This is a genomic window from Algoriphagus aquatilis, from assembly GCF_042657405.1.
GTDB lineage: Bacteria > Bacteroidota > Bacteroidia > Cytophagales > Cyclobacteriaceae > Algoriphagus > Algoriphagus aquatilis.
Genome location: NZ_JBHSKS010000002.1, coordinates 334,183 through 349,152, shown reverse-complemented (window position 1 = coordinate 349,152; position 14,970 = coordinate 334,183). Strand labels below are relative to the sequence as shown.

Genomic DNA, 14,970 nt, shown 5'->3' with positions numbered 1-14,970 from the left:
AGGAAAGCAGATGGGATTTACCCAATCGATGTGCCAGAAAGGATAGGAATGACTTTTTCCCCTGAAATTCCCCAAATCTGATCACCGTCTTTGGGTTCTACTAGAGCTAAGCCGGTGAAGTTTCCGAAACTTGGCAAAATCAAGGTGGATCCGGTTCTGTAAAAACAAGGTATTCTGACGGATTGCCTAGCTTTTCCCCTCAACAATACTCCAGGATGCAGGTGCCCACAAATATTCAACTTGCCATCCAAAGCCTTTTCAAAGGGTTCATGGGAAAGTGCGAACGATTCAATGACCAAAGGTTCCTGATGGATTTTCAATACAGACTGCCGGTAAACAGATGGATGAAGAATGTCATGATTGCCTTTAACCAAGTGAAATTGAGTTTGAGGGAAAGTTTCCAAGAAGGAATTCAGAACCTCCCATTGTTCATTCCAGACACTATGGAAGAGATCGCCCAGAAAGTAGGTATGTCTAGGTTGAATCTCTTGGTGAAGTGTTTTTAGGGTTTTGAAGTCGGCGTCATGAACAGGTTCAGGAATGGGAATCCCTGACTTTCGAAAATGTGCCGCTTTTCCAAAATGCAAGTCTGCTATCAAAAGGATTTCTAATTCCTTGATCCATAACACTTTTTTAGCCAATAACTCCAGTGAAAAGCCCTTGAAAGGTACGGTGACACTCATTATTACAAACTACTTCTTATTTCTAAGTCAAAAACAATTTCAAAGCTATTCGTATTTAAGCATATCAAACCGATGTTTTCATGAAAATGCGACAATTTACTTCACTGCTTATCACCCTCATCTTTGCTATTCCAGCTCTATCCTTAGCACAAACTGAAAGCGCGATTTTAGGGGTATGGTACAACACCGAAAAAACGGCTCAAGTCGAAATTCAAAAAAAAGGGACTGAATTTATTGGAAAAATAGTGTGGCTGAAAGATCCCAATCCACAGGGCAAGCCTGCCACCGATAAAGAAAACTCGGACCCCAAACTGAAAACAAGACCCTTGCTAGGCTTGCCACTCCTCACAGGGCTTAAGTATTCTTCAGGGATTTGGAAAGGAGGGGAAATCTATGATCCTCAATCCGGCAAGACCTATTCTTGCGAACTCAAGCTCAAATCACCGGAAATCTTGGAAGTAAAAGGATACCTCGGTTTCTCATTTGTAGGTCGGACTGTCGAATGGACCAAAGTGAAAAAGTAAAAAAAAGCCTGTGGGTTAATCCCACAGGCCTTTATTCTGATAGATCTGAATTTAATTCTCCAAATAAAATGATTTGAGTATGTAGGCCAGCTGCTCAAATTCGATCAGAAAGGCGTCGTGTCCTGCTGTAGAATCGATTTCCTTATACGTTCCTCTTTTCACTTTTTGGCTGATAAACTGTGATTCCTGTGGAAGAAAAAGTATATCAGAATTTACCCCTATAGCCAATACACGGGCTTCAATCTGTGCTAAAGCAGCTTCTACGCCTCCTCTGTTTCTACCCAAATCATGGCTATCCATGGCTTTGGTCAAGGTCCAATAGGAGAGTGCATTGAAGCGGTTGGCCAGTTTTTGACCTTGGTATCTGAGATAGGATGATGATCTAAATCCATCTAGTTTTTCTTCTTGATCACTTTGCTTGATTCTCAAATCAGCTGGAGATCTGTAGCTGAGCATGGCAATGGCACGTGCTGTTTCCAAGCCTTTTTTACCAGCATCTTCCTTCCGATTTCCCCAGGTACAATCAGACTCAATGGCCATCCGCTGGGTTTCGTTGAATCCGATTACCCAAGGAGAGGTTTTAGCTGTAGATGCCAAAATCACGGCATTTTTCAGTTTTTGACCTAAAGTCACTGCCCACTCCAGTGCAACTTGCCCACCTAGTGAACCTCCGATCAGCGTATGGATTTTCTCTAACTCCAGATGAATTCGCAGGGCTTCCAGACTTGCAGCTAAGTCCCTTGGCGTTACTTGGGGAAAGTCATAGAAATAAGCTTCTCCTGTTTCGGGATTGATGCTGAATGGATTTGATGAGCCATAATTGCTTCCCAGAAGATTGGCGCAGATGATGAAATGATTGCCCGGATCAAAGAATTTATCTTCTCCGATCAGTCCGCTCCACCATTCTGCAGCTTTTGAATCTCCTGTCAGAGCATGGACCACCCAGATGACATTGGATTTTTCCGGATTGAGCTGACCATAGGTAGTGTAGGCGAGATGAAATTGAGAAAGAATTTCACCTGATTCTAAGGTTAGAGGCTCTTGGGAATGGAAAATTTCCTGCGTCATAGTCAAGTCTGCGAATTCGCTGATAAGGTTCATTGGGGTAATTAGGAGTAATTAGATTTGGTCAAATGCCTGCTGCAAATCAGCCTTGATATCTTCGATGTGTTCGATGCCAAGGGATAATCGAAGCAGGGTAGGAGTCACACCAGCAGCTTTTTGTTCCTCATCGTTGAGTTGCTGATGCGTTGTAGCAGAGGGCTGAATAATCAGCGTCTTGGCATCTCCTACATTCGCTAAGTGAGAAATCAACTGGAGCTTATTGATGAAATGAGAAGTGGATGCTTTATCGCCTTTGATCTCAAAACTCAGCACTCCTCCAAAACCATGTTTAAGGTATTTTTTGGCAGCATCGTGATAAGGTGAAGAGGTAAGTCCAGGGTAATTTACTTTGGAGACCTTTGGATGAGCTTCCAGCCATTTGGCAATTTCCAAAGCATTGTCCACCGTACGTTGCACTCGAAGGGAAAGTGTCTCGATGCCTTGAAGTAAGAGGAACGAGTTAAATGGGCTAATAGCAGGTCCCAGATCCCGTAGACCTTCTACCCGTGTGCGAATGGCAAAAGCAATATTGGGAAGTCCAAGTGGGTTGTTTTCGCCAAAAACCTCCCAGAAATTCAAGCCATGGTATCCTTCAGATGGCTCTGAGAATTGAGGAAATTTTCCATTACCCCAATTGAAGTTACCTCCGTCTACGATGATACCACCAATGGAAGTTCCGTGTCCACCGATCCATTTGGTCGCTGAAGCTGTCACAATATTTGCTCCATGAGCGATAGGTTGGCAAAGGAATCCACCCGCACCAAAAGTATTATCTACGACCAAGGGTATTCCATGCTTTTTGGCTAGTGCAGCTACTGATTCAAAATCCGGAATGTTAAACTCAGGATTTCCGATTGTTTCCAGATAGATGGCTTTGGTTTTATCATCAATCAGTTTCTCCAAATCTTCTGCTTTGTCACTTTTGGCAAATCGAGCATCAATCCCTAGGCGCTTAAATGCCACCTTAAACTGATTGTAAGTTCCTCCATACAAGTAAGGAGAGGAGACAAAATTTTCCCCTGCCTGAAGAATGTTGTGCAAGGCCAATAGTTGTGCTGCTTGCCCTGAACTGGTAGCTACAGCTGCTACACCGCCTTCCAAGGCTGCAATTCTTTTTTCAAAAACATCCGTGGTCGGATTCATGATCCGGGTGTAGATGTTTCCAAATTCTTTTAATCCAAACAGATTGGCACCATGCTCGGCAGAGTTGAAAACATACGATGTGGTCTGATAAATCGGTACAGCCCGCGAATTAGTTGCAGGGTCAGGAGCTTGTCCGGCATGTAGCTGAAGAGTTTCAAAACGATAGATTGCTGACATAAAATTGAGGTTTAAAGGGTTAAGAATTTATTAGAAAAGAAAGGTTTTGTTAAATCCTGAAAAACACGAAAAGAGCATAGAACCAGAATGATTCAATCTGTCCGATGATCCTGAAGATTTTGATTTTTTGGCTTGAAGCCTAAGAAATTGGAGGAGGTAAAGATGCCTTTTCATCATACGAGGAATTTATAGTTCCAAATGAGACCTTCTCATTTGGCAGGAATTGGCACCTTGGATTTTCCAGGTTGCCAGAGGGTCTTAGAGCCTGTCTCTCGCCTCTTCTTTATAAATCCTCACACTGGAAAAAAGTGAAAGGATGCTGCAAAGAAAAGCCCCTATTTTTGAAAATCAAACAATAGGGGCTTAAATTCTTTTTTGAATTTTTCAGAATTGATCGTCTGAATACCTGAAGACAGGATGAATGTTGTCAAAATCTGGTTTAATCGTAGTTAATTCCTTCACCAATCCATTATCCAAGCCATATACCCAACCATGAATTTCAGGTGACTGGCGGTCTTTCCATGCTTTTTGAATAATTGAAGTCTTCAGTAAATCCTGGCATTGCTCCAGGACATTTAACTCCACAAGACGGTTGACGCGGGCTTTATGGTCTGGGATTGAATCGATCTCTGATTCATAGGTTTTATATACCTCTTTGATATTTCGCAGCCACTTATTGATCAATCCAAAGCTTTGATGGCCCAGGGCAGCTTCTACACCACCACAGCCATAATGCCCGCATACGATGATATGCTCTACCTTGAGCACTTCCACCGCATACTGTAGGACTGAGAGCAAATTCAAATCAGTATGCACCACCATATTTGCGATATTCCGGTGGACGAAAACTTCACCAGGATCGGTTCCCGTGATTTCATTCGCAGGAACACGGCTGTCTGAGCAGCCTATCCAAAGGAATTTCGGTCGCTGCTGATGGGCTAGACGGTTGAAAAAGTCCTTATCTACTTGAAGCTTCTCTTCCGACCAAGCTTTGTTTTGTAATAGTAGTTTCTCGTATGGGTTCATTGGACTTCTCTTAAGTGATAGGTGTATCCTTCTATGGTGATGGTAATATTTTTGGAATGTGCTGAAGCAATGAAATCATTCAAAACCTCTTGAATATCATGATCGATAAATACCGCTTTGGAAGCATTCAAAATCACATAACTTCCTTCAGGTATTTGAGTCAATTCCTTCATCAATGGAGCTTTATTGAGAAAAGAAACATCTTTTTGAAGCTTCACTAAGTAGTTGCCGTTCAGTTCTGTAACGGTGACGGATCGTTGAAAATTGGTTTTCATTACAAAAAACAACCCAACCACCATTCCAATACCAATTCCCACCAACAGGTCTGTCAATAGAATGGCAATTACTGTGAAAAAAAATGGTAAAAACTGGTTCCATCCTTTTTCAAATTCATGAATAAAAATCGAAGGTTTGGCAAGTTTATAGCCTACCATAAAAAGCACAGCCGCAAGGCAACTCAAAGGAATTTGGTTCAAAAATCCTGGAATACTCAACACTAAAACCATTAAAAGTATACCATGAAAAATCGCGGAAAGCTTCGTCCGCGCTCCTGAGGCAATATTGGCGGATGTTCTCACGATCACGGCTGTCACCGGTAGTCCACCGATCAATCCCGAAATTGTATTGCCAATTCCTTGAGCGACCAATTCTTTGCTGGAAGGTGTGATCCGCTTGTATGGATCCATTTTGTCGCCTGCTTCTATGGATAGTAAAGTTTCAATGCTTCCAATCACAGCCAATGTCACGGCCACAATCCAAAAAGCTGAATCGGCAATCAACCCAAAGTCGGGAAAAGTGAGAAGTGAAGGAAGTTGACTCAAACTGGTTAAAGAAGGAATAGAAACCAAATGCTCATCCTTCAATAGCCAATCAGGCTGAACCTTAGCGTATAAACTATTCAATAAAATTCCAGATAAAACAGCCCATAATGCTCCCGGTATTGCTCCGAGCAGTTTGTGATTTTTGACTTGAGGTCTTTCAAAAAATATCAAAATGGCTAAAGCGATCAATACAATTGGGATAGCTCCTGGACTGTAATACTGAAATGCATAATAAATCTCTGTGAAGGAATTATGCTTATCCATCTGCTGAAAGGCAAAGTCACCTATGAAGTCCTTGTCATAGCCTAGCGCATGTGGAATCTGCTTCAAAATCAAGATCAATCCAATGGCGGTAAGCATTCCCTTGATGACTGAATGAGGAAAATAGTATCCCAAAACTCCAGCCTTGGCAAAACCTAAAATCAATTGGATCAAGCCTGCCGCCACCAACGCTCCCAGAAAAAGCTCAAATGTTCCCAGACTGGAAATGGAATCCAAAACAATGACTGTCAAGCCTGCAGCAGGACCACTGACTGACACATGAGATTTGGAAAATGCTCCCACTATTACTCCACCAACTATACCTGCGATTAAACCTGACATAGGAGGAGCGCCACTTGCGATGGCTATACCTAAACAAAGGGGAAGTGCTACCAAAAAGACCACCAAACTGGCCTTAAGATCATAGCGTAAATTGGAACCTAAAAGGCTTTTCATAGAAGTTTACTCTTGCTCTGAAGTTTTTATCATAAAAACATTTTAAGATAAAGGTAAAATTCACAAATGAAAATTAAGATTTCTGCCTTTAGCTAAATTGCTCGAGTTATTTGAGTAATTCTTGAAATGCCCGATCTATTTTCTTGAAATCAAAGTCAGAAAGCTGGGTCGCCATTTTTGATTTTATTGCTGATAAACAAAGGTTTCCAATACTTCCTTCATGGGAATGATTGACTTGACTCTGATCGGGTGCAAATTGACCCGCCTCGATATCCAGGCCCACTTTTTTGTAAGCATCTCGGAAAGGCACACCCTGTAGTACGAGGTCATTCACTACTTCGACTGAAAAGAGATGCTTGTAAAATGAATCTTGAAGGATGTTTTGCTTCACTTTGATTTCTTTAAGCATAAAGGTGCTCATGCACAGACAGGACTTCAACGTATCAAAAGCAGGAAAAATCTCCTCCTTCAGCAGCTGCATATCCCGGTGATAACCTGTACTCATGTTTGTCAAAAGAAAGCTCACAGCAGTCGGCACCGCCTGTATCTGATTGGTTTTTGCCCGGATCAGTTCAAAAACATCCGGGTTTTTCTTGTGGGGCATAATGCTGCTTCCTGTAGTCAGATTGTCAGGAAAGGTAATGAACGCAAAATGCTGGTTCATAAACAAGCACACATCGGTCGCTAGTTTGTTGAGCGTTCCGGCGATACCTGCCAAAGCAAAAGCTAGGGTTCTTTCTGTTTTTCCACGGCTGTTTTGGGCATTGATTACATTGTGGTGCAGATCAGCAAATCCCAAAAGCTCGGTGGTTAAAGTTCGATCAAGGGGAAAACTCGACCCATAACCCGCAGCAGAACCCAACGGGTTTTTATTACTCAGGTCAAATGCTGCCTTCAGCATTCCTAGATCTTCCGTGAGACCTTCCGCAAATGACCCAAACCACAATCCAAACGAAGAAGGCATGGCTAATTGGGTATGGGTATAGCCTGGCATCAAATCGTTTTTGTGCTTTTCTGCCAAGGAAATCAGCAAATCAAAAAGAGTCTGAGTTTCTTCAAGAATCTCCCGAATGGCAGCGCGGTAATACAGCTTCAGATCCACCAAAACCTGATCATTTCTGCTTCTTCCGCTGTGTAACTTTTTCCCTACCTCTCCATATCGCTCGGTCAACAAAAATTCTACTTGTGAATGAACATCTTCCACGCCCGGAGCGATTTGAAACTGACCCTTTTCGATTTCGAAATAGATTTCCTTCAATCCTTTCTGGAGGATCAGATTGTCCTCTTGAGTCAACAGACCAATTTTGGTAAGCATATGCGCATGGGCCATCGATCCGAGAACATCAAACGGTGCGAGAAGAATATCAAATTCCGGATCACGACCGATGGTAAATTGTTCGACTTCTTTTTTGCTATCGGTAGCTTTTTGCCAGATTTTCATGATTCAAAGTTTAGCTGAGTGCTGCGTAGTGATTGATAATGGAGATATAACCTTGGATACCGGATTTAATTTCTTCCAGGTAAATGTATTCGTCTGCGGTATGCGAACGGGCCGAGTCTCCTGGGCCGATTTTGACCGAAGGGTAGGGAATCAAGGCTTGGTCCGAGAGGGTAGGGCTGCCAAAGGTCTCCAAGTCCAAAGCATCCGCCACGCGATACATTAAGTGATCATTGGGTAAATGTGATGATTGAAGACGGAGCGAGCGGGGAGTTAATTCAGCTTTGAGAATATCCCGCAGTTCTTCCAATGCTTCTTCCAACGTATAAGCATCGGTTACTCTGACGTCCAGTACATATTCGCAAAGGTCAGGAACTACGTTGTGCTGCTGCCCGGCTTTAATCACCGTACAAGTGACTTTGGTGCGACCTAGAAAAGGTGAGGTTTTGCTGAATTGGAAGTTTCGGATTTCTTCCAAATCCTCCAAAGCCAGATAGATGGCATTGATTCCTTCTTCTCTTGCGGCGTGACCTGCTTTGCCGTGAATTTTGGCATCGACGACAAGTAATCCTTTTTCTGCAACTGCCAATCGCATCTGCGTAGGTTCTCCAACAATGGCCAATTCAGCTTCGGGAAGCTGAGAAATGAGGGAAGCAATACCGTTTTGACCGGAGATTTCTTCTTCCGCAGAAGCTATCATCAACAAGTTGAAGGGTAGGTCTTTTCCTATAAAATGGCAAAAGGTGGCCAAGAGCGACACCAACGGGCCACCGGCGTCATTTGACCCGAGGCCAAAAAGCTTCCCGTCTTCTACGATCGGGATAAAGGGATCTTTGGTATAGCCAGAATTCGGCTTGACGGTGTCGTGGTGGGAATTAAGCCAAACTGTTGGCAAAACAGGATTGTATTCAGATGCAAAAGCCCAAATGTTGTTTCCGCTGCGATGGGTTTCTACTCCTTTTTCCTTTAAAAACTGCTCGATGAGATCACCGGTTTCTTTTTCTTCTTTGGAAAAGGAAGAAGTGGAAATCAACTTTTCCAGAAGATCTACCGCATCATCAAACAATCTTTTCAAATCTTCCATCAGTACAAATCGTATCGTTGACGCTCGATGATGGTTCCGGATTTTTTTCCTTTGGCTGCCAAAAGAAGATTTTCAGCTTTTCCAATCCACACATGATGTACCCCTTTTTTCAAGGCCTCAAAGGCATTGTCCAGCTTGGGAATCATTCCGGAATGAATCACATTTTCCTTTCTCAATTCGGCATAAATATCCTCATTGATCAGTGGGATGATTGAATTTTCGTTTTTCTCATCAATCAATACCCCAGCTTTATTGAAGCAAAAGTAAAGGTTGACATGGTGATCTTTTGCCAGACTGGTAGCCAAAGCCGAGGCAATGGAATCCGCGTTGGTATTGAGTAATTGGCCTTTTTTATCGTGGGTGATGGCATTGACCACCGGTTGAAGTCCCGCACTGAGCAGGGTATCCACCAATTCGGTGTTGATCTCCTGAATATCTCCTACAAACCCATAATCAATCCCTTTGACCGGCCGCTTGATGGATCGGATCAGGTTGCCGTCCGCACCGGTCATCCCGATGGCATTCACTTTCAAAGCCTGAAGTTTGGCCACAATGTTCTTATTGATCAGACCCGCATAGACCATCGTTACGATGTCCAGGGTATCCTTGTCCGTAATTCGTCGACCATCGACCATTTCCGGCATCACGCCCATACTTTCTCCAAATCGGGAAGCCAACACACCTCCTCCGTGAATGAGAATTTTATGCCCAGGAAACTTGGCGAAAAGGGCCAAGAACTCATCCAACTTCTCCGGGAAGTCGATGACGTTTCCGCCGATTTTGATAATAGAGATTTTCATGTGATCGTTAATTTTTTTTATTTGCCACATGGAATCTCGCATGTTGAACCTGAAAAGTAAAGTTCATCATTTTTGTCATGCTCGATTTCATAGGTTTGGAAGCTAAAAAAGGTTAACCGAGCATTTTACTAAGTACTGCCTGTGCAGCGTAGATTCTATTTTCAGCTTGCTTTTGTACCAAAGAGCGGGAACCGTCTAAGATTTCATCAGAAAGCTCGAGGTTTCTTCTCACCGGTAAGCAATGCATTACCTTACCGTTAGATGCATTTTTAAAGTGATCCTCTGTCAGCATCCAGCGGGAATCTGTGCATAAGATTTTCCCATACTCATTAAATGCCGACCAGTTTTTAACATACACAAAATCAGCATCCTGAAGGGCTTTGCTTTGATCGTATTCGATGGTAGCACCCGCGGTGAAAGACTCATGGAGTTCGTAGCCTTCGGGATGGGTGATCGTGAGGTCATGTCCCATTCCAAGTGACCATTCGGCAAAGCTGTTGGCCACGGCATGAGGAATAGATTTGATATGAGGCCCCCAGGTAAGAACTACTTTTGGTTTCTTTTTCCCTATCAAATGCTCCTGAATGGTGATCTGATCGGCTAAACTTTGCAAAGGATGTCGGGTAGCCGATTCCAAACTCACCACTGGAATTCCGCTGTGTTTGATGAATTGACCAAAGATGAAGTCCGTCATATCTTCTTCTTTGTTGGTCAGAGAAGGAAATGCACGGATCGCTAAAATGTCAAAATAGGAACCCAAGACTCCTGCAGCATCTTTGATATGCTCCACGGTGCCTTTGTTCATGATGGCACCTTCCTGCATCTCTAGGGCCCAACCTTCCTTGTCCATGTTGAGCACCATGGCTTCCATGCCCAGATTTTGGGCAGCGATTTGAGTAGAAACTCGTGTTCTGAGAGAAGGATTGAGGAAAATACAACCGACACGCTTGCCTTGGCCTTTGGCTTGGTCAAGACGTGGATTGGCTTTATAGGCGAGAGCCAAATCGATCAATTCCTGACCTAGCTCTTTGGATTCAAATTGGGTGAAGTACTTCATGTAGTGGGTTGAATTGGCTCCGAGAAACTCAATTGGCTAGAATTTCCTTCAGAGCGGTCAAGAACGAATTTAACTGATTCCATTCGACAGACAAAGGTGGGAGCAGACGTATTGTCTGTTTTCCGGCAGCCGAACCGGTGAACATGTGGTATTTTTTGACCAATTCATTGCGGACAGGACCCGCATCCCGATCTAGGTCAATCCCGATCATCAACCCTTTTCCTCGAACCTCAATGATTCCCGGAATCGTCTTCAATTCCTCGATCAATCGATCTCCAAGCTCCAATGCTTTAGCTTGCAGATTTTCTTGTTCCAAAACCTCCAACACTGCCAATCCCGCCGCGCAAGCCAAATGATTTCCTCCAAAAGTGGTTCCTAACAAGCCATAGCTCGCTTTGAATTCCGGAGAAATCATCAAGCCACCGATTGGGAAACCGTTGCCCATACCTTTGGCCATCGTGATGAGGTCAGGCATGATGCCATCTACCCACTGATGGGCAAAGAAACGACCCGTACGGCCATAGCCGGATTGCACCTCATCGAGGATTAATTTGGCTTCGTATTTCTTAGCCAAAGAGGAAATGCCACGGAGAAAATCTGGTTCGGGAACCTGAATTCCACCCACCCCTTGAATTCCTTCTATGATGATGCCTGCGATGGTATTGGACTTCAGCGCTTCTTCTACCGCTTCGATATCACCCCAAGGAAGGATGTGAAAATCTTCTCGAGCATTGCATGGAGCTACGATTTTCGGATTGTCTGTCAAAGCCACAGCTCCGGAAGTTCGGCCATGGAAAGCGCCTGAAAATGCGATGAAACCAGACTTGCCAGAAGCAAACGAGGCCATTTTAATGGCATTTTCATTGGCTTCTGCGCCTGAGTTGACCAAGAAAAGCTGGTAGTCATGTAGGCAGGAGAGGTGTCCTAGTTTTTTGGCCAACTCTTGCTGAATTGGAATCTCAACTGAGTTGGAGTAAAAAGCGATTTTGTCCAGTTGATCTTTGATTCGCTTCACGTAATGCGGATGCGTATGCCCGATGGAAATCACTGCGTGACCTCCATAGAGATCCAAATATTCTTGCCCCTGATCGTCCCAAAGCCGACAGCCTTCTGCGCGGTCAATGGTGACGGGAATGAGGGGATATACGTCGAAAAGATTCATGGGGAATTACGATTTACTGCTTGATTTATTTCGAATTTCGGATGTATGATTTCGGTTGGTCCGAAATCCGAAATCCCATTTCCGAAATCAGAAAGCTATTGATTTAAGATTGAGTCCCAACTTCTCTTCCAGTCCAAAGGCCAAATTGAAGTTTTGCACGGCCTGACCGGAAGCACCTTTTAATAGGTTGTCAATCGCTGAATAAATGACCAATTGTCCGGCTTCTTTTTGGACAAATAGAATGCACTTATTGGTATTGACTGCTTGCTTCAAGTCGATATCCTGAGTGGACACGAACGTAAAAGCCGCATCCTTATAGAATTCCTGATAAGCTGCCACTGCCTCGACTTCGGATCCTTCAAAAGGAAAATAAGCCGTCACCCAAATTCCACGGGAGAAATTGCCCCGATAAGGAACAAACAAGAGTTCTGACCCAAAGTCAGGATTCAATTGCCTGAAAGTCTGCTTGATTTCCTTGAGATGCTGATGGGTGAAAAGCTTGTAAACCGACATATTGCCTGTTCGATAGCTGAAATGGGAAGTCTCAGCAAGCTTTTTTCCTGCACCTGTAGAACCTGTTATTCCACTAATGTGTACCTGATCTTTGATCCAACCTTTAGAAATTGCCGGTGCCAAAGCCAATTGAATCCCTGTAGCGAAGCAACCTGGATTTGCGATTCGTTTCGCGGTTTTAATTTTAGAGGAGTTTACCTCAGGAAGGCCATAAATGAACCCGTGCGATTCATCTCTGAAATCTGTTGAAAGGTCAATGATAACCGTTTCAGGAGAAAAGGAGTGAGCTTCCAAAAAGCCTTTGGTCTCTCCGTGGGGAAGGCCCAAAAACACGGCATCCACTTCAGAAGGCACTACGTCGGTAAATACCAAGTCACAATCTCCAATCAAATCCGGATGTGATTCGATGACTTTTTTTCCTTTTTGGCTATTGGAGTGGACACATACCAGTTCGACCGCCGGATGATGAACCAAAATCCGAAGGAGTTCGCCTCCGGTGTAGCCTGCCGCTCCAATGACCGCTGTTTTGATCTTAGTCATTTCCGCTGTTGACTTTGTGGAAGATGGCAGTTTGGTTACCCAAGATTCGGGTAAATCCTTTGACATCTTCTCCTGTGTAGCCTTTGTTCATTTCTCCATAGCTTCCAAACTTGGAAGACATCAAATCATGCTCGGAATGAATTCCAAGTAAGGTGAAACGGTAAGGCTGAAGCAATACACGAACATCACCGGAAACAAACTCTTGGGTACTTGCCAAGAAAGCCTCGAGATTTCTCATCACCGGATCGAGGTAATGACCTTCATGGAGGTGATTTCCGTAGAATTCAGCCTGCTGATTTTTCCAGAACATCTGCCACTTGGTCAAGGTGTGTTTTTCCAACAACTGATGGGCTTTGATAATGATAATCGGTGCAGCCGCTTCAAATCCTACGCGGCCTTTGATGCCGATGATCGTATCACCCACGTGAATATCACGACCGATTCCATAAGGTGCTGCCAAAGCCTGAACCTTCAAGATAGCATCCACCGGATTATCATAAGTCACTCCGTTTACACCTTTCAATTCACCTTGATCAAAAGTCAATTTAATTTCTTTTGGCTCGTGCTCAGATACTTGCGTAGGCCAAGCTTCCTCAGGAAGGTATTCGGAAGAGGTCAGGGTTTCTTTTCCACCCACCGATGTACCCCAGATTCCTTTGTTGATCGAATAAGCGGCTTTCTCAAAATTCATGGAAACGCCATGCTTTTTAAGGTATTCGATTTCTTCCTGACGGGAAAGTTTCAAATCACGAATAGGAGTGATGATCTCGATATCCGGCACGATGGTTTGAAAAATCATATCAAAGCGCACCTGATCATTTCCGGCACCGGTAGATCCGTGGGCTACAGCTTTTGCGCCAATGGATTTGGCATATTCAGCCAGAGATTTAGCCTGCACGATTCGCTCGGCAGATACCGAAAGGGGATAAGTTGCATTTTTCAGCACATTGCCGAAAACCAAATATTTGATCACGGACTCGTAGTAATAATCCACCACATCCAAAATCGTGAAAGAAGATACACCTAGTGTCTTTGCGCGCTCTTCGATGGTTTTCAATTCTTCGGAAGAAAATCCTCCCGTATTTACTATAGCTGCATGGACTTCGTAGCCCAGATCTTTGGTCAAATGCAAGGCGCAAAATGTCGTGTCAAGACCTCCGCTGTACGCTAAAACGACTTTTTTCATATTGTCTAGTAGGTTTGTCCCATCACGGGATGAGTAGGTTATAGAAATATACTTTTCAAGGTGTCTTTCGACTTGGTGAGTTTGAGCATGACGAACTTTTTCAATCTGACCCAACGATCAAACAGCTTCAGTTCCTTCTCAAAATCATCCCTCAGCGCAAGATCCTCGGTGTGGTTCTTTTTGGCTTGTGGATCATACAGCATTGCTGTACAGAGACAATTCTGTCGATTTTTCGACATGAGAATCTCATAATTCACGCAGCTTTGGCAGCCTTTCCAAAATTCTTGATCATCGGTCAGATCAGAGTAGGATACAGGAATGTAGCCCAATTCCGAGTTGATCTTCATCACGGCTGCACCGGTAGTCAAACCGAAGATTTTGGATTCCGGATATTTTTTACGGCTCAGTTTGAAAACTTCCTGCTTGATTTTTCTTGCCAATCCATACTTCCTGAATTGCGGCGACACAATCAAACCGGAGTTAGCCACAAACTTGCCGTGACCCCAAGCTTCAATATAGCAGAATCCTGCCCAAACCCCATCCGAAGTCAAGGCAATGACTGCCTTTCCTTCATCCATTTTGGTTTCGATATAGGCCGGGCTCCGCTTGGCAATACCTGTTCCTCTAGCTTTTGCAGAGTTTTCCATTTCAGCTGTAATCTGCTCGGAATACTTCTTATGAGTGGAATCGGCTACAATGATGTTGAAAGAGATTTCTTCCATTGAAATTGCATGAATTGTACTGTCTCCGGAGAGAGCAGGGCTTGTGAATTAAGATTTAGTAAATGGATTGGTCGGGAGGAGTTTTCCACGTAGGAAAACAATAAAGTACGCAGGGTCAAACCCTAAACGTCTGCCTAGACCTCAACAAAGGAGAAAAATTAACCATAGCTTCAGATGCCAACGAGAAGTTGACTTGAAGAAAAGAAAGGTTCGCTATGGTGTTGAACTTGATCATGCTTTTGAGGCTGCAAATGTTATACCTCAAAAAAACAA

Annotated in this window: 14 protein-coding genes and 1 riboswitch; of the genes, 1 reads left to right on the top strand and 13 read right to left on the bottom strand. The window is 43.7% G+C overall.

The features are described from left to right. Positions 1-17: 17 nt before the first annotated feature. Entirely contained in the window at positions 18-683 is a 666-nt protein-coding gene (pdeM, locus tag ACFPIK_RS03835; protein WP_377912394.1) for a ligase-associated DNA damage response endonuclease PdeM, read from the bottom strand. Between the two features lie 80 nt (positions 684-763). On the opposite strand from pdeM, the gene ACFPIK_RS03830 reads away from it, so the two are divergent. Further along, entirely contained in the window at positions 764-1,207 is a 444-nt protein-coding gene (locus tag ACFPIK_RS03830; RefSeq protein WP_377912392.1) for a DUF2147 domain-containing protein, read from the top strand. A 51-nt stretch (positions 1,208-1,258) separates the two neighbouring features. Here the strand turns inward: ACFPIK_RS03830 and ACFPIK_RS03825 are convergent, their stop codons facing one another. From ACFPIK_RS03825 to ACFPIK_RS03770, 12 genes are all read right to left on the bottom strand, one after another. After that, positions 1,259-2,308, bottom strand: a complete 1,050-nt coding sequence (locus ACFPIK_RS03825; protein ID WP_377912390.1) for a homoserine O-acetyltransferase family protein — start codon at positions 2,306-2,308, stop codon at positions 1,259-1,261. Between the two features lie 18 nt (positions 2,309-2,326). Then, positions 2,327-3,631 carry an O-acetylhomoserine aminocarboxypropyltransferase/cysteine synthase family protein gene (locus tag ACFPIK_RS03820; protein WP_377912388.1) on the bottom strand — a complete coding sequence of 435 codons (1,305 nt, stop codon included), beginning with the start codon at positions 3,629-3,631 and terminating at the stop codon, positions 2,327-2,329. Positions 3,632-3,814: 183 nt separating this feature from the next. Continuing rightward, positions 3,815-3,923: riboswitch (SAM riboswitch) on the bottom strand. Between the two features lie 92 nt (positions 3,924-4,015). Further along, positions 4,016-4,657, bottom strand: coding sequence for a carbonate dehydratase (gene can / locus ACFPIK_RS03815; RefSeq protein WP_377912386.1), 642 nt, complete (start codon positions 4,655-4,657; stop codon positions 4,016-4,018). Next, entirely contained in the window at positions 4,654-6,195 is a 1,542-nt protein-coding gene (locus ACFPIK_RS03810) for a SulP family inorganic anion transporter (protein WP_377912384.1), read from the bottom strand. The genes can and ACFPIK_RS03810 overlap by 4 nt, the downstream gene beginning before the upstream one ends. A 106-nt stretch (positions 6,196-6,301) precedes the next feature. Further along, a complete protein-coding gene (gene argH / locus ACFPIK_RS03805; RefSeq protein WP_377912382.1) occupies positions 6,302-7,636 on the bottom strand; it encodes an argininosuccinate lyase in 1,335 nt (444 codons plus the stop codon). A 10-nt stretch (positions 7,637-7,646) separates the two neighbouring features. Next, positions 7,647-8,717, bottom strand: coding sequence for a M20 family metallo-hydrolase (locus ACFPIK_RS03800; protein WP_377912380.1), 1,071 nt, complete (start codon positions 8,715-8,717; stop codon positions 7,647-7,649). Beyond that, on the bottom strand, positions 8,717-9,517 hold the full coding sequence (gene argB, locus ACFPIK_RS03795; RefSeq protein WP_377912378.1) for an acetylglutamate kinase: 801 nt from the start codon (positions 9,515-9,517) through the stop codon (positions 8,717-8,719). The genes ACFPIK_RS03800 and argB overlap by 1 nt, the downstream gene beginning before the upstream one ends. A 112-nt stretch (positions 9,518-9,629) precedes the next feature. Then, entirely contained in the window at positions 9,630-10,574 is a 945-nt protein-coding gene (locus tag ACFPIK_RS03790) for a Rossmann-fold NAD(P)-binding domain-containing protein (protein ID WP_377912376.1), read from the bottom strand. 28 nt (positions 10,575-10,602) lie between these two features. After that, positions 10,603-11,736 (bottom strand): aspartate aminotransferase family protein, encoded by a 1,134-nt coding sequence (locus ACFPIK_RS03785; RefSeq protein WP_377912374.1) that lies wholly within the window; start codon positions 11,734-11,736, stop codon positions 10,603-10,605. An 87-nt stretch (positions 11,737-11,823) separates the two neighbouring features. Beyond that, positions 11,824-12,789: an N-acetyl-gamma-glutamyl-phosphate reductase gene (gene argC / locus ACFPIK_RS03780; RefSeq protein WP_377912372.1), complete on the bottom strand. Its 966-nt coding sequence runs from the start codon at positions 12,787-12,789 to the stop codon at positions 11,824-11,826. Beyond that, positions 12,782-13,975, bottom strand: coding sequence for an argininosuccinate synthase (locus ACFPIK_RS03775; protein WP_377912370.1), 1,194 nt, complete (start codon positions 13,973-13,975; stop codon positions 12,782-12,784). The genes argC and ACFPIK_RS03775 overlap by 8 nt, the downstream gene beginning before the upstream one ends. A gap of 38 nt (positions 13,976-14,013) precedes the next feature. Continuing rightward, a complete protein-coding gene (locus ACFPIK_RS03770) occupies positions 14,014-14,697 on the bottom strand; it encodes a GNAT family N-acetyltransferase (protein ID WP_377912368.1) in 684 nt (227 codons plus the stop codon). Between the last annotated feature and the right edge of the window lie 273 nt (positions 14,698-14,970).

Coding starts and splice junctions, on each gene's coding strand:
- ACFPIK_RS03775 (WP_377912370.1), bottom strand. CDS start 13,975: ATGAAAAAAGTCGTTTTAGCGTACAGCGGAGGTCTTGACACGACATTT.
- pdeM (WP_377912394.1), bottom strand. CDS start 683: ATGAGTGTCACCGTACCTTTCAAGGGCTTTTCACTGGAGTTATTGGCT.
- ACFPIK_RS03770 (WP_377912368.1), bottom strand. CDS start 14,697: ATGGAAGAAATCTCTTTCAACATCATTGTAGCCGATTCCACTCATAAG.
- ACFPIK_RS03820 (WP_377912388.1), bottom strand. CDS start 3,631: ATGTCAGCAATCTATCGTTTTGAAACTCTTCAGCTACATGCCGGACAA.
- ACFPIK_RS03800 (WP_377912380.1), bottom strand. CDS start 8,717: ATGGAAGATTTGAAAAGATTGTTTGATGATGCGGTAGATCTTCTGGAA.
- argC (WP_377912372.1), bottom strand. CDS start 12,789: ATGACTAAGATCAAAACAGCGGTCATTGGAGCGGCAGGCTACACCGGA.
- ACFPIK_RS03830 (WP_377912392.1), top strand. CDS start 764: ATGAAAATGCGACAATTTACTTCACTGCTTATCACCCTCATCTTTGCT.
- argH (WP_377912382.1), bottom strand. CDS start 7,636: ATGAAAATCTGGCAAAAAGCTACCGATAGCAAAAAAGAAGTCGAACAA.
- ACFPIK_RS03810 (WP_377912384.1), bottom strand. CDS start 6,195: ATGAAAAGCCTTTTAGGTTCCAATTTACGCTATGATCTTAAGGCCAGT.
- ACFPIK_RS03790 (WP_377912376.1), bottom strand. CDS start 10,574: ATGAAGTACTTCACCCAATTTGAATCCAAAGAGCTAGGTCAGGAATTG.
- ACFPIK_RS03785 (WP_377912374.1), bottom strand. CDS start 11,736: ATGAATCTTTTCGACGTATATCCCCTCATTCCCGTCACCATTGACCGC.
- ACFPIK_RS03825 (WP_377912390.1), bottom strand. CDS start 2,308: ATGAACCTTATCAGCGAATTCGCAGACTTGACTATGACGCAGGAAATT.
- argB (WP_377912378.1), bottom strand. CDS start 9,517: ATGAAAATCTCTATTATCAAAATCGGCGGAAACGTCATCGACTTCCCG.
- can (WP_377912386.1), bottom strand. CDS start 4,657: ATGAACCCATACGAGAAACTACTATTACAAAACAAAGCTTGGTCGGAA.